Below are 24,540 nucleotides of genomic sequence, written 5' to 3'. Positions count from 1 at the left end.
CAATTCATCTGAGTGCTATTTTTCTGAGATTTATGTCCCAGCCTTTTCTATAATTTGAGTACTAATTATTGAATGCCACGACGAAGTTTTTCGGCTAATAATGTATTATTTAATACCATTGTAATTGTTAATGGGCCTACGCCTCCAGGAACAGGTGTTATCGCTCCTGCAACTTCTTTTACAGCTTCATAGTCGACATCTCCCTTAAGTTTACCGTTTTCATCAGGAGTATTACCGACATCAACAATGACAGCACCTTCTTTAACATCTTCTTTTGTGACGAGTCCTGGCTTTCCGACTGCACTGACAATGACATCTGCTTCTTTAAGGTGTGCATGCATATCTTTAGTACGAGAATGTAGAATAGTTACTGTTGCGTTCGCTTGTAATAATAGCTTAGATACAGGTTGTCCTACAATATGGCTGCGGCCAATCACTACAGCATTTTTGCCTTCTAAATCTATATCGGCATGTTTTAAGATTTCCATAATGCCCAATGGTGTACAAGGTACAAAAGTTTGTTCATCAATATATAGTTTGCCTATATTTGACGGGTGGAAACCATCAACATCTTTATCAGGATTGATTGCTTCTAATATTTTTTGTTCGCTTACTTGTTTTGGAAGCGGCACTTGGACAAGAATGCCACTGACTGAATCATCATTATTTAAACGGTCAAGTTCTTTTAATACATCTTCTTCAGACGTATCTTCAGCTAAATGTACGATTTCAGAAATCATACCAATTTTTTCGGCAGCTTTCTTTTTTGAATTAACATAACTTTGGCTTGCACCGTCATTACCTACTAAAATCACAGATAGTTTTGGAGTATAACCTTGCTCTTTTAATTGCTCAACTTGATCTTTCAAGCCTTGTCTGTAATCTTTAGCAATTTGTTTCCCATCTAAAATTTTTGCAACCACAAAAAATTCCTCCTTGTTTACTCAAACATAGTTATAGCTTAACTTTAAACGATTAATCACGCCGTTTTTGTGCTAAAAGACGTAAATTAATTGTAAAAATCGAATTAAAGTTCGATTTTTGATTGAAAAAGACTTCAATGATTGTTATGCTATATCTGTAATATACAACTAATCGTCTCTATATTTCAAACTTTTGAAAGGGTGTACAAATTGAAAGTAGCAGTCATTATGGGTAGTTCTTCAGATTGGAAGATTATGCAAGAAAGTTGTGCGATGTTAGAAGAATTTGGTATTCCGTTTGATAAGAAAGTTGTTTCGGCACATCGTACACCAAAATTAATGTACGATTTCGCAAACCAAGCGCGCGCTAATGATTACGATATCATTATTGCGGGAGCTGGTGGTGCAGCGCATTTACCGGGTATGGTAGCATCAATGACAACCTTACCGGTGATTGGTGTGCCAATCGAATCAAAAAGCTTAAAAGGACTAGATTCGCTATTGTCAATTGTTCAAATGCCAGGAGGTATTCCTGTTGCTACAACAGCTATAGGGAAATCTGGTGCTAAAAATGCGGGTATTTTAGCTGCGAGAATTCTAAGTATCAGTCACAAGTCAGTACTTGAAAAGTTAGAAAATTATGAAAAAACACTCGTTAAGAAAGTAGGGGACATGCAGCATGAGCTTCAATAAGTTAAAGTTTGGCGACACTATAGGCATTATTGGTGGTGGACAGTTAGGAAAAATGATGACCCAATCTGCTCAAAAAATGGGTTTTAAAGTTATTTGTTTAGATCCAAATACAGATTGCCCATGCCATCATATTGCTAATGAGTTTATCACTGCTGCCTATGATGATACACAAGCTTTACAAGAACTTGGTGAAAAATCAGATGTCATTACGTATGAATTTGAAAATATCTCAGCACAACAATTAAAGACGTTATCTGAACAATTTAATATTCCTCAAGGTTACCAAGCAATAGAATTACTTCAAGATCGACTAACCGAAAAACAAACATTAGAGCGAGCCGGGGCTCATATTGTTCCATTTTTATCAATAAACAATATAGATGATTTATACAATGCCATAGAAGAGTTAGGCTATCCTTTTATCATCAAAACACGATTTGGTGGTTACGACGGGAAAGGACAAATTTTAGTTAAAGATTATACGGCGATAGAAGAAGCCAAACAGCTTATTGCGCAACAAGAATGTGTAGCTGAGCAATACCTCGACATTGAACGCGAAGTATCATTAACTGTCACAATCGGTAATCAAAAACAAACGACGTATTTCCCATTACAAGAAAATGAACATCGCAATCAAATATTATTTAAAACAATTGTTCCAGCACGCAGTGACAAAGAACAACTAGCAAGAATAGAAGTAAACAAAATCATCGATACTGTACATTTTGTTGGCACGTTTACAGTGGAATTCTTTATCGATAAACAAAATCAATTATATGTTAATGAAATTGCACCAAGGCCACATAATTCAGGTCACTATTCTATTGAAGCATGTGATTATTCTCAATTCGATACGCATATTCTTGCGATAACTGGTCAGACATTACCTCAGACTATAGAACTGCTAAAGCCTGCCGTTATGATGAATTTACTTGGTCGAGATTTAGATTTATTAGAAGACGATTTTGGTCAACATCCAGAATGGCATGTTCATATTTATGGCAAAGCTGAACGTAAACCAGATCGCAAGATGGGTCACATGACGATACTAACAGATGATGTAAATGCCACTGAAGCTACCATGCTTAAACAATTCGAAGGGAGAGAGTTATAAATGGCATTATTATATGAAGGTAAAGCAAAAAGAGTATTTTCTACTGAAGTAGAAAATCAATTGCGTGTTGAGTATAAAGATGAAGTAACGGCTGGCAATGGTGCGAAAAAAGATACCATGAAAGGCAAAGGTCGCTTAAACAATCAAATTACATCTATTATATTTGATTATTTAAGCCATAAAGGTATAGAGAATCATTTTATTAAACAATTATCTGAGACAGAACAATTAGTTAAAGAAGTAAAGATTATTCCATTAGAAGTTGTTGTTCGTAACGTTGCAGCGGGCTCCATCACGAAACGCTTAGGTTTAGATAAAGGATATCAATTTAACGAACCACTAGTTGAATTTTTTTATAAAAATGATGACTTAAATGATCCGCTAATTACTGATGACCATGTCAAACTATTAAACATTGCCAACGATGAAGAAATACAAACATTAAAACAAATGGCTAAGGATATCAATCATGTACTGATACAACTTATGGATGAAATGGATTTACAGCTTGTGGATTTCAAAATAGAATTTGGAAAAACACAAGATGGAAAAATTTTATTAGCAGATGAAATTTCACCAGACACTTGTCGTATATGGGACAAGGATTCAGGTACGAATTTTGACAAAGATGTATACAGAAATGAAACAGGCTCACTGATTGACACATATCAAACATTTTTAAATAAATTGGAGGAAGTTAAATAATGAAAACGATTGAACTTCATATTACTTTACAACCACAAGTATTAGATACTCAAGGGCAAGCATTAAATCGTGCTGTACATGACTTAGGTTATACGCAAGTCAATGATATCCGCGTCGGCAAAGTATTATATATGTCTGTTGATGAAGCTACGGATGAAGCAGTTGATAACATCATTACAACGCTTAGTGAAAAGTTATTTGCCAATACAGTCATTGAAGAATACAGCTATAAAATCGTTGATGAAAAGGAGAATGCATGATATGAAATTTGCAGTTCTCGTATTCCCTGGTTCTAATTGTGATAGAGATATGTATAACGCGGCGATTAAAACAGGTGCTGAAGCTGAATATGTAGATTATCGTGAGACATCACTTGAAGGTTTTGATGGTGTACTTATACCAGGAGGATTTTCATTTGGAGATTATTTGCGCTCAGGCGCCATGGCTAGCGTAGCCCCAGTAATTGATGAAGTTAAACGTTTAGCAAGTGAAGGTAAACCAGTATTAGGTGTATGCAATGGTTTTCAAATTTTAACTGAAATTGGCTTATTACCAGGAGCTTTACTTCATAACGATTCCCATTTATTTATTAGTAGAAATGAAACCTTAAAAATTGTTAATAATCAAACGCCTTTTACTAACTTATATGAAAACAATGATCTCGTAGTATATCCAGTAGCACATGGTGAAGGGCACTATTATTGCACTGATGACATATATGAAGAATTAGTAACCAATAACCAAATCATATTAACGTATCAAGACAATCCTAATGGCTCATATAAAGATATTGCTGGCATCGTGAATAAAGAAGGGAATGTGTGTGGTATGATGCCTCATCCAGAACGTGCACTTGAAACAATTCTTGGTACTGATAGTGGCGTAAAATTATTCGAAGCAATGGTTAATAGTTGGAGGGAACAACATGTCTAAGTTTATTGAACCTAGTATTGAAGAAATTAAAGTTGAAAAATTATATCAAGATATGGGTTTAAGTGATGCTGAGTACACTAAAGTTTGTGATGTTCTAGGTAGAGAACCAAACTTTACTGAAGTAGGTATATTTTCTGTTATGTGGAGTGAACATTGTTCATATAAACATTCTAAACCATTTTTAAAACAATTTCCCACTACAGGTGAGCGTATATTGATGGGACCAGGTGAAGGTGCTGGTGTAGTTGATATTGGTGATAACCAAGCGGTCGTTTTTAAAGTTGAATCACATAATCACCCTTCAGCAATTGAACCATATCAAGGTGCAGCAACTGGCGTAGGTGGGATTATTCGTGACATTGTGTCAATAGGTGCACGACCTATTAATTTATTAAACAGTTTGCGTTTTGGTGAATTATCAGTGAAACAAAATCAACGACTACTAAAAGGGGTCGTTCGCGGTATAGGTGGCTATGGTAACTGTATCGGTATTCCTACTACTGCAGGTGAAATTGAATTTGATGATCGTTATGATGGCAATCCATTAGTTAATGCGATGTGTGTAGGTATTATTGACCATGATATGATTCAAAAAGGGACGGCTAAAGGCGAAGGAAATTCAGTTATATATGTTGGTTTGAAAACAGGTCGTGATGGTATTCATGGTGCAACGTTTGCGTCTGAAGAATTGACGGAAGAAAGTGAAAGTAAACGTCCTTCAGTTCAAATTGGCGACCCTTTTGTAGGTAAGAAATTAATGGAAGCTACCCTAGAAGCAATTACATACAAAGAGCTCGTAGGTATTCAAGATATGGGAGCAGCCGGATTAACATCGTCATCGTCTGAAATGGCAGCTAAAGGTGGCAGTGGCTTAATATTAAATTTAGACCAAGTGCCGACTAGAGAACCTGGCATATCTCCTTATGAAATGATGCTTTCTGAAACACAAGAAAGAATGTTACTTGTTGTTGAAAAGGGTACGGAACAAAAATTCTTAGATTTATTTGATAAACATGAATTAGATAGTGCTGTTATTGGTGAAGTAACAAATACAGACCGTTTTATACTTAAATATGAGGATGAAGTATTTGCAGATATTCCAGTGCAATCACTAGCTGATGAAGCACCTGTTTATGTGCTTGAAGGCGAAGAAAAGGCATATAATACTTCTAAAAATGATTATAATTCTATCAATGTTCAAGAGGTATTTGACCAGTTATTCACACATCCAACAATTGCATCAAAACATTATTTATATGAACAATATGATCAACAAGTGGGTGCCAATACAATCATTAAACCAGGTTTACAGGCTTCAGTTGTTCGTGTTGAAGGTACCCAAAAAGCGATTGCTTCTACCATTGATGGCGAAGCACGTTATGTCTTTAATCAACCATATGAAGGTGGAAAAATGGTAGTGGCAGAAGCCTATCGCAATTTAATTGCTGTTGGTGCCACGCCACTTGCAATGACAGATTGCTTAAATTATGGTTCTCCTGAGAAAAAAGAAATCTATCAACAATTAATAGATTCAACAAAAGGGATGTCAGAAGCATGTGAAATTTTAAAAACACCAGTAGTATCTGGTAATGTTTCGCTTTATAACGAAACACGTGGTACATCTATTTTTCCAACACCAGTTGTTGGTATGGTAGGGCTAATTGAAAATATCGAATATTTAAATGATTTCCATCCTCAAGCAGGACATAAATTGTACTTAGTTGGAGATACTAGGGATGATTTCGGTGGCAGTCAAATTGAAAAATTGTTATACGGCAAAGTGAATCATGAATTTGAAGCGATTGATTTAAGCGATGAAGTGACAAAGGGTGAAGCCGTTAAAAAGGCAATTAGAAATGGTGTGGCTTCACACGTACAGACTATTGGCAAAGGTGGATTGTTAATTACTCTCGCTAGAATCAGTGCGCATTATAGTCTTGGATTAAAAGCTAAAGTAAATCTTTCAGATGCACAGTTATTCAGTGAAACGCAAGGACGTTATGTGATTGCTGTTAAAGCAGGACAAGAATTAAATATTGAGCATGCAATTGAAATAGGTCAACTTACAGATACGGATGAATTTAATGTTGCAGCTGCTCATACATCAATTTCTAAGAGAGCTTCTGATATAAAAGCACAATGGGAAGGAGCTATTGCGCAATGTTTAACTACAGTGGATTAAACGAAGAGTGTGGCGTATTTGGAATTTGGAACCATGCAGAGGCAGCTCAATTGACATATATGGGATTGCATAGTTTACAACATCGCGGTCAAGAAGGCGCTGGAATTGTTGTCACAGATGGTAACACATTAAAAGGTGAACGTGGTGTAGGGCTGTTAACTGAAGCAATCAAAGAAGTGCAAATGGAACAATTAAAAACAGGTCGTAACGCTATAGGTCATGTACGTTATGCAACATCAGGCAATAAAGGTATCGAGAATATTCAACCATTTCTCTATCATTTTTATGATATGAGCGTTGCAGTATGTCATAACGGAAATTTGATCAACGCACAATCATTACGACAATACTTAGAAAAGCATGGGGCAATATTTCATTCGTCTTCAGATACTGAAGTGATTATGCATTTAATTCGTAGAAGTAAAGCACCAACATTTGAAGAAGCACTAAAGGAAAGTCTACGCCAAATTAAAGGTGGTTTTACCTTTACGATTTTGACGAAGGATGCTTTATATGGTGCAGTTGATCCTAATGCCATTAGACCATTAGCGGTCGGAAAAATGCAAGATGGAACTTATATATTAGCAAGTGAAACATGCGCTATTGATGTTTTAGGTGGAGAATTTATCCAAGATGTTCACGCAGGAGAATATGTCGTTATCAATGACGAAGGTATAAAAATAAAATCATATACAAAACACACAAGTACTGCGATTTCAGCAATGGAATATATTTATTTTGCGCGTCCAGACTCTACAATAGCTGGTAAGAATGTGCATGCAGTTCGTAAAGCTTCTGGAAAGAAATTAGCTCAAGAAAATCCTGTAGAAGCAGATATGGTTATTGGTGTACCTAATTCATCATTATCAGCAGCTAGTGGCTATGCTGAAGAAAGCCAGCTGCCTTATGAAATGGGATTAGTTAAAAATCAATATGTCGCTAGAACGTTCATCCAACCAACTCAAGAATTGAGAGAACAAGGGGTACGTGTCAAACTATCAGCTGTCAAAGACATTGTAGAAGGTAAAAAAATTATTTTAGTCGATGACTCAATTGTACGTGGCACAACTATTAAACGTATAGTCAAAATGCTCAAAGATTCCGGTGCTAAAGAAGTACATGTAAGGATCGCATCACCAGAATTTATGTTTCCAAGCTTTTATGGTATTGATGTTTCAACTACTGCTGAGTTGATTTCAGCGAGTAAATCACCTGAAGAAATTTGTGACCATATAGGTGCCGACTCATTAGCCTATTTAAGCGTTGATGGTTTAATAGAAGCTATTGGCTTAGACTATGATGCGCCATATAGTGGTCTATGTTTAGAAAGTTTTACAGGTGATTATCCAGCTGGTTTGTATGATTATGAAGAAAATTATTTTAAGCACTTGAGCCCACGACAAAAAGCATATATAGAGAATCACCAACACTATTATGATCGAGAGGGAAATAAAAATGTCTAAAGCTTATGAACAATCTGGAGTAGATATAGAAGCAGGATATGAAGCAGTAGAAAGAATGTCAGCACATGTAAAGCGAACACTACGAAAAGAAGTCTTAGGTGGCTTAGGTGGTTTTGGTGCGACATTTGACTTATCACAATTGCAGATGACAGCGCCTATGCTTGTGTCAGGTACAGACGGTGTAGGAACAAAGTTAAAGTTAGCTATCGATCATGACAGACATGACACCATTGGAATTGATGCCGTAGCCATGTGTGTGAATGACATTCTTACAACTGGAGCAGAACCATTATATTTTTTAGATTATATTGCGGCAAATAAAGTTGTTCCAGAAGTTATTGAGCAGATTGTAAAAGGAGTCAGCGAAGGATGTCAACAAACAAATACCGCACTGATTGGTGGTGAAACCGCGGAGATGGGAGAAATGTATCATGAAGGTGAGTATGACTTAGCTGGCTTTGCTGTCGGTGCTGTTGAAAAAGCAGAATACATTGATGGCTCAAATATAAAAGCAGGTCATGCAATTATTGGTTTAGCTTCTAGTGGGATACATTCAAATGGTTATAGCTTAGTACGTAAATTAATTAAACAGACTGACATTGATTTATACGATGACTTCAATGGTCAAACATATTTAGATACATTCTTAACACCTACGCGACTCTATGTGAAACCGATACTTGATTTAAAAGATAAAGTAACAATCATGGGGATGAATCATATCACTGGTGGTGGATTTTATGAAAATATTCCTAGAGTGTTACCTGATGGTTTAGCTGCGCAAATTGATGTGAATACATTCCCAACACCTCCTATTTTTGACTGGTTACAACAACAAGGACAAATTTCTACGGATGAAATGTATAACATTTTTAATATGGGAATAGGGTATACGGTCATCGTTAGTCAAGATGACATTGCTAAAGCACTAGATGTCCTAAAAAAACACGATGTCCCTGCTTATCACATAGGCAATGTTATAGAAGATGCACATGTGCCTATTTATCTCAAGGGGGTAGAATAGTGACTAAGGTAGCTATTTTTGCCTCTGGATCGGGCAGTAATTTCGAAAATATTGTTTTAAAAGTGGATAAAGGAGAACTCAACAATATAGAAATTACTTCACTTTATACTGATCATCACGATGCGTATTGTATTGAACGCGCAAAACAGTTAAAGGTAGCAGTTAATATCAACGAACCAAAAGATTTTGACTCAAAATCTGCCTATGAACACCATTTGATTCGTATACTAGAGCGTGAAGAAGTTGAATGGATTATTCTCGCAGGTTATATGAGGCTAATTGGTCCTGATTTGTTAGACGCATACGAAGGTAAGATTTTAAATATTCATCCATCATTATTGCCAAAATATAAGGGGAAAGATGCTATTGGTCAGGCTTTTAATAGTGGTGATAATGTTACAGGATCAACAGTTCATTATGTCGATAGTGGCATGGATACGGGAGAAATTATTGAACAAAAACAATGCGAGATCAAACCGGATGATACCAAAGAAAATTTGGAAGAACGTGTCAAACAATTAGAATATGAACTTTATCCTAGTGTTATAGCTAAGGTTATTAAATAAGGAGTTAAGTTAATCATGAAAAAAGCAATTTTAAGTGTTTCAAATAAAAGTGGCATTGTGGAATTTGCTAAAGCATTAAGTGATTTAGACTATGAATTATATTCAACCGGTGGAACTAAACGTGTACTAGAAGAAGCAAACGTTCAAGTTAACTCAGTTTCTGATTTAACTCAATTTCCTGAAATTATGGATGGACGAGTTAAAACATTACATCCTGCTGTGCATGGAGGTATCTTGGCCGATCGGGATAAACCTGAACATCTTGAACAATTAGCAGCTCAGCACATTGATTTAATCGATATGGTTGTTGTTAATTTATATCCTTTTCAAAATACCGTAGCTCGTCCAGATGTTACAGAAGAGGAAGCGATTGAAAACATAGATATTGGTGGGCCAACCATGTTACGCGCCGCAGCAAAAAACTTTAAACATGTAACAACGATTGTTCATCCATCAGATTACAATGAAGTTATTGAGCGTATTAAAGCGCATCGTTTAGACGAAAATTTTCGTAAAGCATTAATGATAAAAGTGTTTGCTCATACAAATGAATATGATCATGCGATTGTTAGTTTCTTTAAAGGAGCCAGTGAACAATTAAGATATGGTGAAAATCCTCAACAATCTGCACGTTTTGTACGTACATCAAGTAGTAAACATACCATTGCTGGTGCGAAACAGTTACATGGTAAAGCATTAAGTTTCAATAATATTAAAGATGCAGATTCTGCTTTATCATTAGTAAAGAAATTTAAAGAGCCAGCTGCTGTTGCTGTTAAACATATGAACCCATGTGGCGTAGGAATTGGTGAAAATATAGAAATCGCATTTAAAAATGCTTACGATGCAGATAATCAATCCATTTTCGGAGGGATTATTGCTTTAAATAGAACGGTCACTGCAGAATTAGCTGAGACATTGCATGCTATCTTTTTAGAAGTAGTCATTGCTCCAAGATTTACAGATGAAGCCTTAGATATTTTGACAAAAAAGAAAAATATACGGTTATTAGAAATTGCTATGACAATTGATAAACGTGAAGAAGAATTTGTCTCTGTTTCAGGTGGTTACTTAGTGCAAGACAAAGATAATGATGAAATTACAAAAGAGGATATGAAAGTTGTAACGCATGCAGTACCTACTGATGATCAATGGGATGCCATGCTGCTAGGTTGGAAAGTCATTCCTTCCGTCAAAAGTAACGCGGTCATCTTAAGTAATTCCAAACAAACAGTTGGTATTGGTGCTGGACAAATGAATCGTGTAGGTGCTGCAAAGATTGCTTTAGAACGTGCAATTGAAATCAATGATAATGTAGTGATGGTATCAGATGGGTTCTTTCCAATGGATGATACAGTAGAATTAGCAGCGCAACATGGCATTAAAGCAATAATACAACCAGGTGGTTCAATTAAAGACCAAGATTCTATCGACATGGCAAACAAATATGGTATAGCGATGGTAATGACAGGAACTCGTCATTTCAGACATTAAACTAATAGGAAGGGAGAAATATATGAACATTCTAGTTATTGGTTCAGGCGGAAGAGAGCATGCATTAGTCTCAAAGCTCAATACGTCACCACTTGTCAATCATATAGATGTGATACCTGGAAATGATGCGATGAGTCAAATTGCTGATATTCATAAAGATATTGCAGAAAGTGACCACCAGCAAATTTTAAAATTTGCTCAAGCACATCAAATTGAATGGATCATTATAGGTCCTGAACAACCATTGATAGATGGCTTGTCAGATTTACTAAGACAACATGGATTTAAGGTGTTTGGTCCCAATCAGGATGCTGCACAAATTGAAGGTTCAAAATTATTTGCTAAGCAATTAATGGAGAAATATCATATACCAACAGCAGAATATAAAGAAGTAAATAGTAAAAGTGAAGCATTAACTTACGTAAAAGATTGTGAGCTACCGATAGTCATTAAAAAAGACGGTTTAGCAGCAGGTAAAGGTGTCATTATTGCGGAAACTAGAAAAGATGCTATTGCAGCAGTAGAAGAACTGTATCCCAAAGCGCAAGGTAAAGTTATCTTTGAAGCGTTTTTAGAAGGTGAAGAATTTTCATTAATGACCTTTATTAATGGTGATTATGCTGTACCGTTTGATTGCATTGCGCAAGATCATAAGCGTGCTTATGATAATGATAAAGGACCTAATACAGGGGGTATGGGTGCCTATTGCCCAGTACCACATATTTCTGAAGAGGTACTAAGTCAAACCAACAAAGATATTGCGCAACCTATAGCCAAAGCAATGAAACTGGAAGGCTATCATTACTTTGGTTTACTCTATATTGGTGCAATACTAACTTCTGAAGGTCCAAAAGTGATTGAATTTAATGCGCGTTTTGGTGATCCTGAAGCACAAGTATTACTTGCACATTTAGAAAGTGATTTAATGGCGCAAATTATCGCTTTAGCAAATAAGGAACCGATTCATTTTCAATGGAAACCAGGTTTCGTTGTTGGAGTAATGTTGGCTTCACAAGGTTATCCTGGTACTTATGTTAAAGGGCACAAAGTTTCTGGATTTACTTTAGATAATTCTTATTTTGTAAGTGGTTTAACAAAGGACGAAGCGAATTTCGTAACATCAGGCGGACGTGTCATTTTAGCCATTGGTGAAGGTCAGACAATACAGCAGGCACAACATGAAGCATACCAAAAGGTCAAGCACATAAAAAGTGACAATCTATTTTACCGACGTGATATCGGTAATAAAGCAATTGCTAAAGAAAATTAATGATTAATAATGTGAATTCAGTTTGGGACATCATTATGTTTTAGGCTATGAACTATATATTTTGTCAAGAGTTGACTGAAAATACGCTGATACCAAGCTTGTTTCAATCCTAGTCAACCTTGCCGAGGCAGGACTAGAATTCATAATGAATGCTGTTCCGCTCCCTCATAAAATAAACAGTTTGAGACAGCACTCTAGGAATGCGAAATCGTATAATATGGCGTTTTGAATATAAAGAAGCACAAAGATGATTTATGTCAAACCATCTTTGTGCTATTATTTTGGGATTTGTGTCCCAGCGCTCAAACAATATTTAGCTAAGCTTCCCGGATACGCGAGCATCTTGAATGCCTGTAATAGGGAAGTGTGCTGATAAATAAAATGATAATAGGATAATACCTACAAAACAAAGCACTAATAAGACATCCTTATAGGAAAATGGTGCATTGTAGTAATATGTTCTGGGACCATCTTTAAATCCTTTCGTTTCCATAGCTACTGAAAGTTGATGGGCACGACGGATGTTTTGACTGAGTATCGGAATTAATAAATGCTTAAAGCGCTTTAAACCTTTATAGTTCGACTTATCTATCATTTGATAACGCATCTTTAACGAACGGCGTAATTGAATAAGTGATGAGATAATCAGAGGTACCATACGAATAGCTGCCATAAACGCATAAGCGATTTTCGGTTTTATTTTTAAATGTTGCATTAAACTGTAAAAAATCATGACGATTTGAGAGGTTAGTGCAATAAGAATACCAAACATTGAAACTGTAATAGTACGCAATGAAATATGAAGTCCTCTGACAATACTTTCTGTACTTATTTGAATAATTCCTAGTTTAAAAATAAAATGTTCGCCATTGCCATATAAAATCATAAATAATGATGACGTGAGTGCAAATAAGATTGTAGCAAATAAGAAAGCAAGTGTAATTTTCAACTCAGTACCATTAAAAAGCATTAAAAAGATGAACATTAATGCTGAAATATAAAGCATGTAATCAAAATTGTGAATAAAAATAACAAAGAAAAACAGGGTAATACCTAAAAGTAATTTAGTGATAATATTCACATCATCCATGAAGGTATAGCGTTTTTTCCATCGTTCAAACATGTGTAACACCTGCCATTTCAAGAAGTTGTCCATTTTCCACATGTAAACGACGTGTAGGATAACGTTTGATGATTTCTGGGTCATGTGTAACCATAACGATCGTTTGCCCACGCTTCACGCGTTGCTGGAAGCGTTCAATTAGTTGGAAAGTATTATGACTATCCAATCCAAATGTCGGCTCATCTAATAAAATGATATCCGCTTTAGAACTTAATGCAGTTGCTACACTTAAACGTCGTTTTTGGCCCATGGAAAGTTCGAAAGGGTGTTGCTGTTTGACAGCGTCTAAATGTAACAATGTAAGTAGTTCATTTGTTCTATCATCTGCAACTTGTGGATCTTGGTGATTATAATGAATATGTATCTCATCATAAACAGAATTGGTAATAAATTGTAATTCAGGATTTTGGTATACCAGATACATATGTTGAGCAGCTTGTTTAATCTTACTAATGACTGTGCCATTATAATACATTTGGCCTTTATATTTTATTAATTGAAGAATCGATTCTATTAATGAGGTTTTACCTGTGCCGTTTTTCCCAGTTATCGTTATCCATTCGCCTGTACCAATAGATATTTCAGGGATTTGAATTAATGTTTTCTTTCCTCGAATAATTTCTCCATTTTTGTAATTAAAGCGTGGCTCAGATTTTTCTGTTGATATCAGTTGTCGAGTTGGTGCATGTTCCCAGGCTTTTGGATGCCACACGCCAAATTCAGTTAATAAATCCTCACAATGTGTTAATACATAGTCCGGAGTGTTATCTGCAATAATATGTCCCTCATAATCCATAAGTATTACTCTATCGACATGATTCCAAATATGTTCAACTTTATGTTCGACAATAAGTACAGTTTGATCTGCCCATAGTTCAATAAGTTTATTCCATAGTTCTGCAGTTGCTTCGACATCGAGCATCGCAGTTGGTTCGTCTAAAAATAGTGTACTTGCATCTTGAAGGATTGTTTCTACGATCGCAAGCTTTTGTTTCATACCGCCACTTAAGTGATTGACAAATGTTTGATCTGTTACTTTCAAGTCTACAGAGTTCAAAGCAGCTTCAATTTGAGCATTCATCTCATGTTGTGGTACTTGCTTATTTTCTAAAACAAACGCTAGTTCTTCATAAACTTTAGGCATACAAAATTGTGTATCAGGGTCTTGAAAAATCACACCACTATGAGGGTCGATTTCAAGCTCATCATATTTCATTGGCAAATCAATCAAATTGGGTACGATACCACTTAATACATTAAGCAAGGTGCTTTTACCAGATCCAGATGGACCTAGTAAAAGCACTTTTTCTTTGTCTTTAATTTCAATATTAAGGTGATCAAAAATTTTGCGTTCTCCGTTTGGATATTTCAAACGTAAATTTGTAACTTTTAACACGTCAATGTCCCCTTATAGGTTGTCATAATCTTGTTTAGATGCTGGGCGGAATAATTTTGTAACACCGGTTTGATCCAGCGCTTTGACGACGATGTAAGATAATAAACCAGCAAGGATGATACCACTAATGGCGCGGAAAACGATAAATAGAAGTAAGTTCCAACCAGCAACTTCATTTAAATAGCCATAAAAGTAATCAACTGGGAATGAAATAAGTGCAGTAAGTAACCCGGCTAACATAGCTACTACAGCGCTACGAGATTGATATTTAAAGATAGCAAAAATAATTTCACATGCAACACCTTGCAGTATGGCATAAATAATAGTAGGAATATCAAATTTACCCATAACAATTGTTTCCCCAGCACCAGCTGCAAATTCAGCGATGATTGCAATTCCTGGTTTAGGTATGATTAAGTATGCCACGATTGCGGCCATAAACCATACACCATAAGTCAGTTGTTCAAGGTGTAAACCAGCAACTTTTGCAAATTCATATGGAAACCACCACAAGTTATAAATGATGGCAAAAATAACAGCGATTAACACTGTAACTAGTATTTCAGATAATTTTAAACCTTTTGACATAAAAATTGCCTCCTAAAAAACGCACAACCTTCACGTAGAAAGATGTGCGTTAAAAAATAAATGCTTAAACGATAAGCATTGCAATTTATCGTCACTTTCCTACGCTAGTACAAGCTAGATCAGGTTCGAAGGGTTTGAAGCAAGGCTTCATCTCAGTTTAAACACCCCTAGTGCGTTTATGTAATTTAATTTAAATGTATGCTTTTTGGTACTTGATGTCAAGGCAATTTTAATAAATTATAATAAAAGTGGTTAAGAAATAAAAAAGCATCTTACATACACTTTCACATCTATCATTAATGATTAACAATGAAAATTTGGGAGCGAGACAGAAGTTATTATGAATTCTGTCCCGCTCCCATAGATTTAACTTAACATATTTAATATAAGAAGCAGTGTGCACTGCGAAATAAATTATATTACGTTTAGTCTAATGTGTCTTGAACATCTTTTTTAGTTTGTTCTATGCTATCTTCTGTACTTTCTTTTTCCTTTTTAAGCTTTTCTTCAGCTTCTTTAGCTTTTTCTGCGGATTTTTTATTTAATTCTTCATTTGACATAAATAACACTCCTTAATAGTAATTATATTTGTTGTATACCCTGACCATTTATTGTTAAACTTTTGCTAAGTCTATAGTCGTATTTAATGAAATATTAAAGACAAGTCGGGCTTCTTCATATATAATAACTTTTGAGGTGAACAGTATGTCTTTTCTTAAGAAACACACCGAGATTATTTTCAGTTATATCATCGGTTTCGTTTCACTTTTCACAGGTCTCATTGTTTTGATTAACTTGCCTTTAATTAAAGAGCTTAATCAAAAGGAAAAAGTTGATTTAAAGATTTTTTCGGTATGGGACTTCCTGAATGCATTTTTTAGTGAAATTATTAGAGTGATGAGTAGGTTTATAGGCGCTTTTCCTATTATAAGTGCTATAATCATTATCCTTTTTGGTGTCTTAGTCATCTTTATTGGCTACACATTATTTAGAACAACGAAGTATGATTATGATATTTCAATTTTTTATTTAATATTCGGAATCGTTTTCTTTATCATTACGATTTTATTAATGACGCAAGTTTATGGTTTTTGGGCAATTATTTTTATTTTCCCATTTGTCATTCATATTGGTTATATTGTATATAAAGATGAATTAAATCCAAACAATAGAAAGAATCATTATTTGTGGATTATACTGTCATATGGTATCAGTTACCTTATTACACAAATTTCTTTATACGGCAAAGTAGATGCTAATGAAATTGCACCTATTGATATTTTAAGTGTAAATACTTTCTTCATTATTATGTGGTTGTTAGGGCAAATGTCTATTTGGAACTTTTTATTCTTAAGACGTGCGCTACCATTAACAAAAGAAGAGTTAGGTGAAGAATATGATTTATCTAGAACATCAAAAGGCAATGTTTCAAATCAAACGAAAGTTCACTTAAAGCAACTTCAAGATAAGACAACAGAATATGCACGTAAGACTAGAAGAAGTGTCGATTTAGATAAAATTAGAAAGAAAAGAGACAAATTCAAAAACAAAGTTAAAAATATCATTAATATTGAAGAAGATGATATTCCAAATTGGATGCGTAAGCCAAAATGGGTAAAGCCAGTATTTGTAGAAATCTTTTGTGGTATTATTATTTTCTTATTTACCTTTATTGAATTTAACAATAGAAATTCGCTTTTTGTTTCTGGTGAGTGGAAAATATCTCAAACACAGTATGTCATTGAATGGGTTACATTGCTTATACTAATATTTATTATTATTGTGTATATTGCAACGACGTTGACACACTATTTACGCGGTAAATTTTATTATTTGCAATTGTTTATGATTAGTATTCTGTTCTTTAAATTACTTACAGAATTTATCAACATCATGATTCATGGATTACTATTATCCGTATTTATTACGCCAACATTAATCATTATGTTGATAGCAGTTATTGTAGCATTTAGTTTACAAGTTAGAGATGAGCCATAAATGATATATGATCGACCAACGAATGTCGTTATGATAGTGGCTGGAATATGAATGCTAAAATAATAAAGGTCAGTATTTAAATACAAAGGCATAGCTCTAAGATGATTTCAAAATTGAAGAATTGTCTTAGAGCTTAGTTTATGTTAAATATCATATTTCTCCATTTTCTCCATTTTTCTAAGGTACAGCTTGAGTCTACACAAGCTGGTAGTGCTTGAAATTTTTTGATAGGATCCTAGTTTTTAACTTGGCTTATTCTTTCAAGAACCTTGTCATCAATGAGTCTAGGATATCATTGATGTTATAGGTTATGAACGCTATATTGGCAGTAGTTGACCAGATTGAAAATACGCTTATACCAGGCTTTTTTCAATCCTACGCAATTTTGCCGGGGTGGAACTAAAATTTCATTATGAATGCTGTCTTGCTCCAGAATAGTTTTAAAACATAACACACTCACGTATAATTTAATATATGATTGCTAAATATAATTAAGAATAAACGCTTTACAAACTAAAATATAATGTATCAATTATAAAAATGGTAGTTTTGCCACGATTCGGATGGAAATTGCCATTTTTCTTTGATTAGAAACGATTTACAGGCCAATCTCTTTTTTATGATGATATCTATAAATTTGTTAATATAAAAGAAACAGTGAGAAAGCCTAACATATTTTAATAAAGGAAGGCAGAGAACGTTTATGAAGACAGCTATTATAAATAAAGGGAAAGAACAAAAATATTTAAATCATTATCCTTTAGTAGATGAAGAAGATATTTATCGCCAGGATCATTTAAAAGAGGGCGATTTATTTCAGTTAACAACTGATCAAGGTCGTTATATTGCCACAGCATATGTAGGACGGCAACATAAAGGATTAGGATGGGTGTTAAGTTATAATCCAAGTGAAGAGATTACTACTTCATTTTTCACACAATTATTCACAGATGCTTTAGCTGAACGTGACTACTATTTTCATATTGATGGTACAAATGCATTTCGCTTGTTTAATGCTGAAGGAGATGGAATTGGCGGTTTAACGATTGATAATTATAACGGTCATTTACTTGTTCAATGGTATTCAAAAGGTATCTACAAATTTAAATTTGAAATTTTGCAAGCGATAGAAACAGTTATTCCTTACAAATCTATTTACGAAAAAATGAGATTTAAAGATGCTGATTATTCAGGTGGTTTCATCAAAGGAGAAGCACCACAATTTCCGATAGTTATTGAAGAGAATTTTACATTTTACAATGTTGATTTAAATGATGGATTAATGACAGGAATATTTTTAGACCAAAAAGAAGTGCGTAAAAAGTTACGTGATCAATATGCTGAACAAAAAAATGTCCTTAATTTATTCAGCTATACAGGAGCTTTTTCAGTTATTGCAGCTAATCATGCACAATCAACGACAAGTGTTGATTTGGCTAATCGTTCTAGAGTTTTAACGGAAGAAAATTTTGGTCTTAACGGCATAGATCCTAAGACACAATTCATTTATGTAATGGATACATTTGATTTTTATAAATATGCGCATAGACACAATCGCTTTTATGATACGATTGTGATTGATCCGCCAAGTTTTGCACGTAATAAAAAGAAAACTTTTTCCGTACAAAAAAATTATGATGAGCTCATAAATGGTGCATTAAGCGTTCTAGCGCCAAATGGTGTATTGTTATTATGCACAAACTCAAGTATCTTCTCATTAAAAGTATTTAAATCTGTTATTAAATCGACTTTAGAACAGGCGAATGTGGATTATGAAATTAAAGAAGTCATGGGTTTGCCGAAGGACTTTAAAACGCATCCGCATTATAAACCGTCTAAATATTTGAAAGCAGTTTTTATTCAAATCAAGAATTAAATTTAGTGAAGTGGGTATAATACCGTCATGACACAAAATGAAAGGTGATATTTCATGGGGATTAGACAAAATTTAAGTAATCGAATAACGACTAAAGTAGGTCAAAAAGTATTTAAAATAGAGGATATTAAAGAAAAAAATGCCATGCCAACGACACAGGATGAGTTAGCTAGATGTCGTGAAAGGGCAGAGGCAATCGTTAAAAGAAAATCTTTGATGTCTTCAACGGCTTCTGTTGTACCTATTCCTGGATTGGACTTTGGTGTAGATATTAAATTGATGCGCGATATTATTGAAGATGTAAACAAACTTTATGGATTAGATCATAAACAAGTAAACACACTTGGAGATGATTTAAGAGAACGTATTTTTGCTGCGGCTGCTATTCAAGGTAGTCAATTCATCGGCAAAAAAGTATCAAGTGCTGTGCTTAAAATTGTTATTAAGGACATGGCTAAGCGAGCAGCTGCCAAACAAACGCGATGGTTTCCATTAGTAGGTCAAGCAATTTCAGCATCTATTAGTTATTATTTTATGAACAAATTGGGACAAGATCATATTGAAAAATGTGAAAAAGTAATCAAGGATATTATTTAAATGTAACTTTATGTAGTATAATCAACATATACAACAATATCTCACTATATACGAATTGAATTTATTAATATAATTTGGTAGTGTTATTGTATAAAAATACGTTAGATGACTGAAAAATGAATTTTCTAACTGTAAGAAGGAGACTTTTACTATGGAACAAAAATCATATGTAATTATTGATGAAACAGGAATTCATGCACGTCCAGCTACAATGTTAGTTCAGACTGCTTCTAAATTTGATTCAGATATTCAATTAGAATATAACGGTAAAAAAGTTAACTTAAAATCAATCATGGGTGTAATGAGCTTAGGTGTAGGTAAAGACGCAGAAATCACTATTTATGCAGATGGTAGCGATGAAGCGGATGCAATTCAATCAATCAGTGATGTCTTATCTAAAGAAGGTTTAACTGAATAATTATGTCTAACTTAATCAACGGCATTGCAGCTTCAGATGGGGTTGCTATTGCAAAAGCATATTTACTTGTTGAACCAGATTTATCATTCACCAATGAAAAAATCACTGATATAGATGCTGAAATCAATAAATTTAAAAATGCTGTAGAAGCATCTAAAATTGAATTGACTAAAATTAGAAATAATGCAGAAAAACAATTAGGTGCTGACAAAGCAGCTATTTTTGATGCGCATTTATTAGTCCTAGATGATCCTGAATTAATTCAACCAATTGAAGATAAAATCTCTAATGAGAAAGTGAATGCACCTCAAGCATTAAATGAAGTGACATCACAATTCATTACGATTTTTGAATCAATGGATAATGAATATATGAAAGAGCGTGCTGCAGATATTAGAGACGTATCTAAACGCTTACTTGCACATATTCTAGGCGTGGAATTACCTAACCCAAGTATTATTGATGAAAGTGTCGTTATTGTGGGGAATGACTTAACACCTTCAGATACTGCACAATTAAATAAAGACTTTGTTCAAGGATTTGTGACAAACATTGGCGGTAGAACAAGTCATTCAGCAATTATGAGTCGTTCACTTGAAATCCCTGCTGTCGTTGGTACAAAATCAATCACACACCAAGTTAAACAAGGAGATATGATTATTGTTGATGGTATAACTGGTGATGTTATTATTGATCCAACTGAAGATGAACTGATCGCATATCAACATAAACGTGAACGTTTCTTTGAAGATAAAAAAGAACTTCAAAAACTACGTGATGCTGAAACGGTTTCTTTAGATGGTATTCATGCTGAACTTGCAGCGAATATCGGTACGCCAGATGACTTGTATGGCGTTATTGAAAACGGTGCTGAAGGCATTGGCTTATATAGAACAGAATTTTTATATATGGGCAGAGATCAAATGCCAACTGAAGATGAGCAATTTGAAGCATATAAAAAAGTGCTTGAAACGATGAAAGATAAACGCGTCGTAGTCCGTACATTAGATATTGGTGGAGATAAAGAACTACCTTATCTTAATTTGCCTAAAGAAATGAACCCATTCTTAGGTTACCGTGCGATTCGATTGTGCTTAGATCAACCTGATATTTTCAGACCACAGTTGCGCGCTCTTTTACGTGCTTCAGCATATGGAAAATTAAATATTATGTTCCCAATGGTTGCTACTATTAATGAGTTTAGAGATGCCAAAGCGCTTCTTTTAGAAGAAAAAGAAAATCTAAAAAATGAAGGACATGACGTGTCAGATGATATCGAGCTCGGAATAATGGTAGAAATCCCATCAACAGCTGCATTAGCTGATATCTTTGCTAAAGAAGTTGATTTCTTCAGTATCGGTACTAATGATTTGATTCAATACACAATGGCTGCTGACCGCATGTCAGAACGTGTATCATACCTTTATCAACCATATAATCCAGCTATTTTACGTCTAGTGAAACAAGTGATTGAAGCTTCTCATAAAGAAGGTAAATGGACTGGTATGTGTGGCGAGATGGCTGGCGATGAAACAGCAATTCCATTATTACTTGGTTTAGGTTTAGATGAATTCTCTATGAGTGCAACATCTATCTTAAAAGCAAGACGTCAAATTAATGGATTAAGTAAAAATGAAATGACGGAATTAGCTAATAGAGCGATTAATTGTTCAACACAAGAACAAGTAAAAGAATTAGTTCACAATATAGCTCGATAAAATTTAATTTCACAATAAAGAAGAACCTTATTGGCAATTATTGTCAGTAAGGTTCTTCTTTTTATAAATAAAAACAATAGTCAGTGTCTAACTGATTATACTGTTATGTTGAATGCGTGATTAATTTTATCAATATCTACAGTATACATTGGTTCGTCATTAAGCAATATAAACGGTGTTGCAAACGCATCATACTCTAACATTTCCACACGATAAGCTTGATGCTTTATATGTTTTTCTTCAAAAGGAATTTGATGTTCATGTAAATAATTCTTAATAAAGGAACAAGGTGGACAATCGTCTTGTGTATAAAGTGTAATGTGTGCCATAAAGTTATCCTTCCATTTTTATACTGGATTTACTATATAAAAATAACGCTCAAAAATCAACTTATGAACAATATGTGAAAATAGGACAAAATGATTTTTTTATAGTGCATATATTTATATACTATATATTTAATTGTTTATACTATGAAATCAACGTGAGGGTGATATTAAGCATGAATTTAGTTAAAAAGAGATATGTATTATTAGCACCATATAACAATGAATTAAACACTATAGTGGCATGTAAGTGTCCTTGTAGTTTTACATATGATGTATTTAATTCTGTTCTAATGGAAAGAGGTGAGCAGTAATGGCATACACTGGGATAAGTATGCTGGTGCTTTGGATTTGTTTATTTTTTTATGTCATTGCTGCGGGTATTTATTTTGGAACAGGGTGCTTTGCTTTTTATATGCACATGTCTGGTGAAGAGAAGAAGGTAAAAGTACTTTATAAATATATGATAAATCCCATTTGGGGCTTAATTAATATATGTTGCGTGTTTTGTTATGTAGGTATGATTGCTTTATTTCCATCAGCAATTCACTATTTGAATACAATGATTTTAATTCCTGGTTCAATAGCACTTATCTGTATAATCATCAGAGGTTGCAGTTATATTTTTATCAATAAAAGAGCTGACATAAGTCTACCATGGCTGTTGATATATTGTTTGTCTGGATTAGGAATTCCGGCTGCATTAGCATCTGTTCTCACTATATCAGAAGGCGGTTATATTATAGAAGATGGCGCACACCTTGATTTGAATTGGGTGCAACTGGCCATTAGCCCGTTTGCTTGGTCAGTAGTCTTTTTAGCCGTGATAACAGTGTTGTATATTTCAGCAGGTTTTTTAACATATTCTGCAGCAAAATTAAAAGATACACACGTATATTTAACTGTAAGAAAGTGGCTGTTGCTTTGGAGTATGCCAATGATTATGGTCTCATTATTTGTTTTTCTATCATTACGAATTCAAAATGCGAATCATTTTACCAATGCGATATATAATTATTGGTGGATGTTTACTTTAAGTTTACTATGTTTTATCATTGCGATGTCTCTAGCTTTGTTAAAAAAATACCATGGAATCGCAATGCTTATGATGATATTACAACTATTTTTTGCTTTTTTCGGTTACGGGTTGAGTAAATTACCTTATATTGTATATCCATTTGTTAAAATAACAGATACTACAGTTAGTGTTGCTACAGGATTAACACTTATGATTGTTATTATTTTAGGTTTACTTTTACTTATTCCATCGTTAATATTATTATTGAGATTAGCAACAGACAATAAAGGGATTGTCAAAAATCAGAAATAAAGATTGAGTGAGGATTGGGTTCTTATTATACCTATCCTCATTTCTATCATGATAGGAGTATACTTACTATGGATAAAGAGTACGTTGTGATTGGATTAGGACGTTTTGGGGGAAGTATTGTTAGAGAACTAAATGCACTTGATATGGATGTTATGGCGATTGACCACGATGAAGCTAGAGTTAATGAATATAGTGATATTGCAACACATGCGGTCATTGCTGACACTACGGATGAAGCAGTAATGAAAAGTTTAGGTATTCGAAACTTTGATCATGTCATCGTAGCCATAGGGGAAAATATTCAATCTAGTACCTTAACAACGTTGATATTAAAGGAACTAGGTGTTAAGAAAGTAACGGCTAAAGCCCAAAATGATTATCATGCTAAAATATTAAATAAAATTGGGGCAGATACGGTAGTACATCCAGAACGGGATATGGGACGACGTATTGCACATAATGTAGCAAGTGCCAGTGTGCTTGATTATTTAGAATTATCTGATGAACATTCACTAGTTGAACTTAAGGCGAGTGAAAAGATGGCTGGACAGTCCATTGTCAATTTAGATATTCGAGCTCAATATGGAATCAATATCATTGCAATAAAGCGGGGTAAAGAAATTATTGTATCACCAGACCCAAATATCAATATTGAAATTGGCGATATTTTAATCATGATTGGACATGATAATGATTTAAATCGCTTTGAAAAGAAAATTGTTCGCTAAGAAATAATCTATTTTAAACATAAAAAGAGGCTGGGATATAAATCTCAGAAAAATAGCGCTCAGATGAATTGAATT

General features: G+C 34.3%; 24 protein-coding genes and 1 riboswitch. Of the genes, 18 read left to right on the top strand and 6 right to left on the bottom strand.

Features of this window, described 5'->3' with window-relative positions; all coding sequences use genetic code 11:
* Positions 1–65 precede the first annotated feature (65 nt).
* Positions 66–923, bottom strand: a complete 858-nt coding sequence (gene folD / locus HMPREF2864_RS05040) for a bifunctional methylenetetrahydrofolate dehydrogenase/methenyltetrahydrofolate cyclohydrolase FolD (RefSeq protein WP_002459455.1) — start codon at positions 921–923, stop codon at positions 66–68.
* Positions 924–1,133: 210 nt separating this feature from the next.
* Between folD and purE the strand changes: the two genes are divergently transcribed.
* The 11 genes from purE to purD are packed head-to-tail and all read left to right on the top strand — an operon-like array spanning position 1,134 to position 12,367.
* On the top strand, positions 1,134–1,616 hold the full coding sequence (gene purE, locus HMPREF2864_RS05035) for a 5-(carboxyamino)imidazole ribonucleotide mutase (RefSeq protein ID WP_002478383.1): 483 nt from the start codon (positions 1,134–1,136) through the stop codon (positions 1,614–1,616).
* Positions 1,603–2,730 (top strand): 5-(carboxyamino)imidazole ribonucleotide synthase, encoded by a 1,128-nt coding sequence (gene purK, locus HMPREF2864_RS05030; protein WP_070544888.1) that lies wholly within the window; start codon positions 1,603–1,605, stop codon positions 2,728–2,730. Before purE ends, purK begins: the two co-directional genes overlap by 14 nt.
* Entirely contained in the window at positions 2,731–3,435 is a 705-nt protein-coding gene (gene purC, locus HMPREF2864_RS05025; protein ID WP_070544887.1) for a phosphoribosylaminoimidazolesuccinocarboxamide synthase, read from the top strand.
* A complete protein-coding gene (gene purS / locus HMPREF2864_RS05020) occupies positions 3,435–3,695 on the top strand; it encodes a phosphoribosylformylglycinamidine synthase subunit PurS (RefSeq protein ID WP_002459451.1) in 261 nt (86 codons plus the stop codon). Before purC ends, purS begins: the two co-directional genes overlap by 1 nt.
* Position 3,696: 1 nt before the next feature.
* The gene (gene purQ, locus HMPREF2864_RS05015) at positions 3,697–4,368 is read left to right on the top strand and encodes a phosphoribosylformylglycinamidine synthase I (protein ID WP_002478380.1); all 672 of its coding nucleotides are present in this window, start codon (positions 3,697–3,699) and stop codon (positions 4,366–4,368) included.
* The gene (gene purL, locus HMPREF2864_RS05010; RefSeq protein WP_070544886.1) at positions 4,361–6,550 is read left to right on the top strand and encodes a phosphoribosylformylglycinamidine synthase subunit PurL; all 2,190 of its coding nucleotides are present in this window, start codon (positions 4,361–4,363) and stop codon (positions 6,548–6,550) included. Before purQ ends, purL begins: the two co-directional genes overlap by 8 nt.
* Positions 6,529–8,013 carry an amidophosphoribosyltransferase gene (gene purF / locus HMPREF2864_RS05005; protein WP_002459448.1) on the top strand — a complete coding sequence of 495 codons (1,485 nt, stop codon included), beginning with the start codon at positions 6,529–6,531 and terminating at the stop codon, positions 8,011–8,013. The genes purL and purF overlap by 22 nt, the downstream gene beginning before the upstream one ends.
* Positions 8,006–9,037 carry a phosphoribosylformylglycinamidine cyclo-ligase gene (gene purM / locus HMPREF2864_RS05000; protein ID WP_002478378.1) on the top strand — a complete coding sequence of 344 codons (1,032 nt, stop codon included), beginning with the start codon at positions 8,006–8,008 and terminating at the stop codon, positions 9,035–9,037. Before purF ends, purM begins: the two co-directional genes overlap by 8 nt.
* Positions 9,037–9,603, top strand: coding sequence for a phosphoribosylglycinamide formyltransferase (gene purN, locus HMPREF2864_RS04995; RefSeq protein ID WP_037545988.1), 567 nt, complete (start codon positions 9,037–9,039; stop codon positions 9,601–9,603). Before purM ends, purN begins: the two co-directional genes overlap by 1 nt.
* Before the next feature lie 15 nt (positions 9,604–9,618).
* Complete coding sequence (gene purH, locus HMPREF2864_RS04990) at positions 9,619–11,097, top strand: bifunctional phosphoribosylaminoimidazolecarboxamide formyltransferase/IMP cyclohydrolase (RefSeq protein ID WP_070544885.1); 1,479 nt, start codon at positions 9,619–9,621, stop codon at positions 11,095–11,097.
* Between the two features lie 22 nt (positions 11,098–11,119).
* Positions 11,120–12,367 carry a phosphoribosylamine--glycine ligase gene (purD, locus tag HMPREF2864_RS04985; protein ID WP_002459444.1) on the top strand — a complete coding sequence of 416 codons (1,248 nt, stop codon included), beginning with the start codon at positions 11,120–11,122 and terminating at the stop codon, positions 12,365–12,367.
* A 313-nt stretch (positions 12,368–12,680) separates the two neighbouring features.
* On the opposite strand, the gene HMPREF2864_RS04980 is transcribed toward purD, so the two are convergent.
* From HMPREF2864_RS04980 to graF, 4 genes are all read right to left on the bottom strand, one after another.
* Positions 12,681–13,490: an energy-coupling factor transporter transmembrane component T family protein gene (locus HMPREF2864_RS04980; RefSeq protein WP_002459443.1), complete on the bottom strand. Its 810-nt coding sequence runs from the start codon at positions 13,488–13,490 to the stop codon at positions 12,681–12,683.
* Positions 13,483–14,886 carry an ABC transporter ATP-binding protein gene (locus tag HMPREF2864_RS04975; RefSeq protein ID WP_002459442.1) on the bottom strand — a complete coding sequence of 468 codons (1,404 nt, stop codon included), beginning with the start codon at positions 14,884–14,886 and terminating at the stop codon, positions 13,483–13,485. Before HMPREF2864_RS04975 ends, HMPREF2864_RS04980 begins: the two co-directional genes overlap by 8 nt.
* A 12-nt stretch (positions 14,887–14,898) precedes the next feature.
* Positions 14,899–15,474: an ECF transporter S component gene (locus HMPREF2864_RS04970; protein WP_002459441.1), complete on the bottom strand. Its 576-nt coding sequence runs from the start codon at positions 15,472–15,474 to the stop codon at positions 14,899–14,901.
* Positions 15,475–15,553: 79 nt separating this feature from the next.
* Positions 15,554–15,653: riboswitch (TPP riboswitch) on the bottom strand.
* Positions 15,654–15,899: 246 nt separating this feature from the next.
* On the bottom strand, positions 15,900–16,034 hold the full coding sequence (gene graF, locus HMPREF2864_RS12220; RefSeq protein ID WP_002459440.1) for a glycopeptide resistance-associated protein GraF: 135 nt from the start codon (positions 16,032–16,034) through the stop codon (positions 15,900–15,902).
* A 145-nt stretch (positions 16,035–16,179) separates the two neighbouring features.
* Between graF and auxA the strand changes: the two genes are divergently transcribed.
* The 5 genes from auxA (at position 16,180) to ptsP (ending at position 22,081) form a co-directional block, all read left to right on the top strand.
* The gene (auxA, locus tag HMPREF2864_RS04965) at positions 16,180–17,472 is read left to right on the top strand and encodes a lipoteichoic acid stability factor AuxA (RefSeq protein ID WP_002459439.1); all 1,293 of its coding nucleotides are present in this window, start codon (positions 16,180–16,182) and stop codon (positions 17,470–17,472) included.
* A 703-nt stretch (positions 17,473–18,175) separates the two neighbouring features.
* Complete coding sequence (locus HMPREF2864_RS04960) at positions 18,176–19,348, top strand: class I SAM-dependent rRNA methyltransferase (protein ID WP_070544884.1); 1,173 nt, start codon at positions 18,176–18,178, stop codon at positions 19,346–19,348.
* A 54-nt stretch (positions 19,349–19,402) separates the two neighbouring features.
* Positions 19,403–19,945 carry a hypothetical protein gene (locus HMPREF2864_RS04955; RefSeq protein ID WP_002478373.1) on the top strand — a complete coding sequence of 181 codons (543 nt, stop codon included), beginning with the start codon at positions 19,403–19,405 and terminating at the stop codon, positions 19,943–19,945.
* 151 nt (positions 19,946–20,096) lie between these two features.
* Positions 20,097–20,363, top strand: coding sequence for a phosphocarrier protein HPr (locus HMPREF2864_RS04950; RefSeq protein ID WP_002459436.1), 267 nt, complete (start codon positions 20,097–20,099; stop codon positions 20,361–20,363).
* A gap of 2 nt (positions 20,364–20,365) precedes the next feature.
* On the top strand, positions 20,366–22,081 hold the full coding sequence (gene ptsP, locus HMPREF2864_RS04945) for a phosphoenolpyruvate--protein phosphotransferase (protein ID WP_002478372.1): 1,716 nt from the start codon (positions 20,366–20,368) through the stop codon (positions 22,079–22,081).
* A gap of 95 nt (positions 22,082–22,176) precedes the next feature.
* On the opposite strand, the gene HMPREF2864_RS04940 is transcribed toward ptsP, so the two are convergent.
* Positions 22,177–22,410, bottom strand: a complete 234-nt coding sequence (locus HMPREF2864_RS04940) for a glutaredoxin family protein (RefSeq protein ID WP_002459433.1) — start codon at positions 22,408–22,410, stop codon at positions 22,177–22,179.
* A gap of 310 nt (positions 22,411–22,720) precedes the next feature.
* Here HMPREF2864_RS04940 and HMPREF2864_RS04935 point away from each other — a divergent pair, with 310 nt between their 5' ends.
* Together HMPREF2864_RS04935 and HMPREF2864_RS04930 are read left to right on the top strand one after the other, a co-directional pair.
* Positions 22,721–23,737: a cytochrome d ubiquinol oxidase subunit II gene (locus tag HMPREF2864_RS04935; RefSeq protein ID WP_002478370.1), complete on the top strand. Its 1,017-nt coding sequence runs from the start codon at positions 22,721–22,723 to the stop codon at positions 23,735–23,737.
* 68 nt (positions 23,738–23,805) lie between these two features.
* On the top strand, positions 23,806–24,465 hold the full coding sequence (locus HMPREF2864_RS04930) for a potassium channel family protein (protein ID WP_002459431.1): 660 nt from the start codon (positions 23,806–23,808) through the stop codon (positions 24,463–24,465).
* The last annotated feature ends 75 nt before the right edge of the window (positions 24,466–24,540 follow it).

This window comes from Staphylococcus sp. HMSC059F04, assembly GCF_001812565.1.
Lineage (GTDB): Bacteria > Bacillota > Bacilli > Staphylococcales > Staphylococcaceae > Staphylococcus > Staphylococcus lugdunensis.
Note: the sequence above shows the minus strand (reverse complement) of the source record. Positions and strands in the feature narration are given on the sequence as shown.

Coding starts and splice junctions, on each gene's coding strand:
- purK (WP_070544888.1), top strand. CDS start 1,603: ATGAGCTTCAATAAGTTAAAGTTTGGCGACACTATAGGCATTATTGGT.
- purC (WP_070544887.1), top strand. CDS start 2,731: ATGGCATTATTATATGAAGGTAAAGCAAAAAGAGTATTTTCTACTGAA.
- purS (WP_002459451.1), top strand. CDS start 3,435: ATGAAAACGATTGAACTTCATATTACTTTACAACCACAAGTATTAGAT.
- purQ (WP_002478380.1), top strand. CDS start 3,697: ATGAAATTTGCAGTTCTCGTATTCCCTGGTTCTAATTGTGATAGAGAT.
- purL (WP_070544886.1), top strand. CDS start 4,361: ATGTCTAAGTTTATTGAACCTAGTATTGAAGAAATTAAAGTTGAAAAA.
- purF (WP_002459448.1), top strand. CDS start 6,529: ATGTTTAACTACAGTGGATTAAACGAAGAGTGTGGCGTATTTGGAATT.
- purM (WP_002478378.1), top strand. CDS start 8,006: ATGTCTAAAGCTTATGAACAATCTGGAGTAGATATAGAAGCAGGATAT.
- purH (WP_070544885.1), top strand. CDS start 9,619: ATGAAAAAAGCAATTTTAAGTGTTTCAAATAAAAGTGGCATTGTGGAA.
- purD (WP_002459444.1), top strand. CDS start 11,120: ATGAACATTCTAGTTATTGGTTCAGGCGGAAGAGAGCATGCATTAGTC.
- HMPREF2864_RS04980 (WP_002459443.1), bottom strand. CDS start 13,490: ATGTTTGAACGATGGAAAAAACGCTATACCTTCATGGATGATGTGAAT.
- HMPREF2864_RS04970 (WP_002459441.1), bottom strand. CDS start 15,474: ATGTCAAAAGGTTTAAAATTATCTGAAATACTAGTTACAGTGTTAATC.
- graF (WP_002459440.1), bottom strand. CDS start 16,034: ATGTCAAATGAAGAATTAAATAAAAAATCCGCAGAAAAAGCTAAAGAA.
- auxA (WP_002459439.1), top strand. CDS start 16,180: ATGTCTTTTCTTAAGAAACACACCGAGATTATTTTCAGTTATATCATC.
- HMPREF2864_RS04960 (WP_070544884.1), top strand. CDS start 18,176: ATGAAGACAGCTATTATAAATAAAGGGAAAGAACAAAAATATTTAAAT.
- HMPREF2864_RS04955 (WP_002478373.1), top strand. CDS start 19,403: ATGGGGATTAGACAAAATTTAAGTAATCGAATAACGACTAAAGTAGGT.
- HMPREF2864_RS04950 (WP_002459436.1), top strand. CDS start 20,097: ATGGAACAAAAATCATATGTAATTATTGATGAAACAGGAATTCATGCA.
- ptsP (WP_002478372.1), top strand. CDS start 20,366: ATGTCTAACTTAATCAACGGCATTGCAGCTTCAGATGGGGTTGCTATT.
- HMPREF2864_RS04940 (WP_002459433.1), bottom strand. CDS start 22,410: ATGGCACACATTACACTTTATACACAAGACGATTGTCCACCTTGTTCC.
- HMPREF2864_RS04935 (WP_002478370.1), top strand. CDS start 22,721: ATGGCATACACTGGGATAAGTATGCTGGTGCTTTGGATTTGTTTATTT.
- HMPREF2864_RS04930 (WP_002459431.1), top strand. CDS start 23,806: ATGGATAAAGAGTACGTTGTGATTGGATTAGGACGTTTTGGGGGAAGT.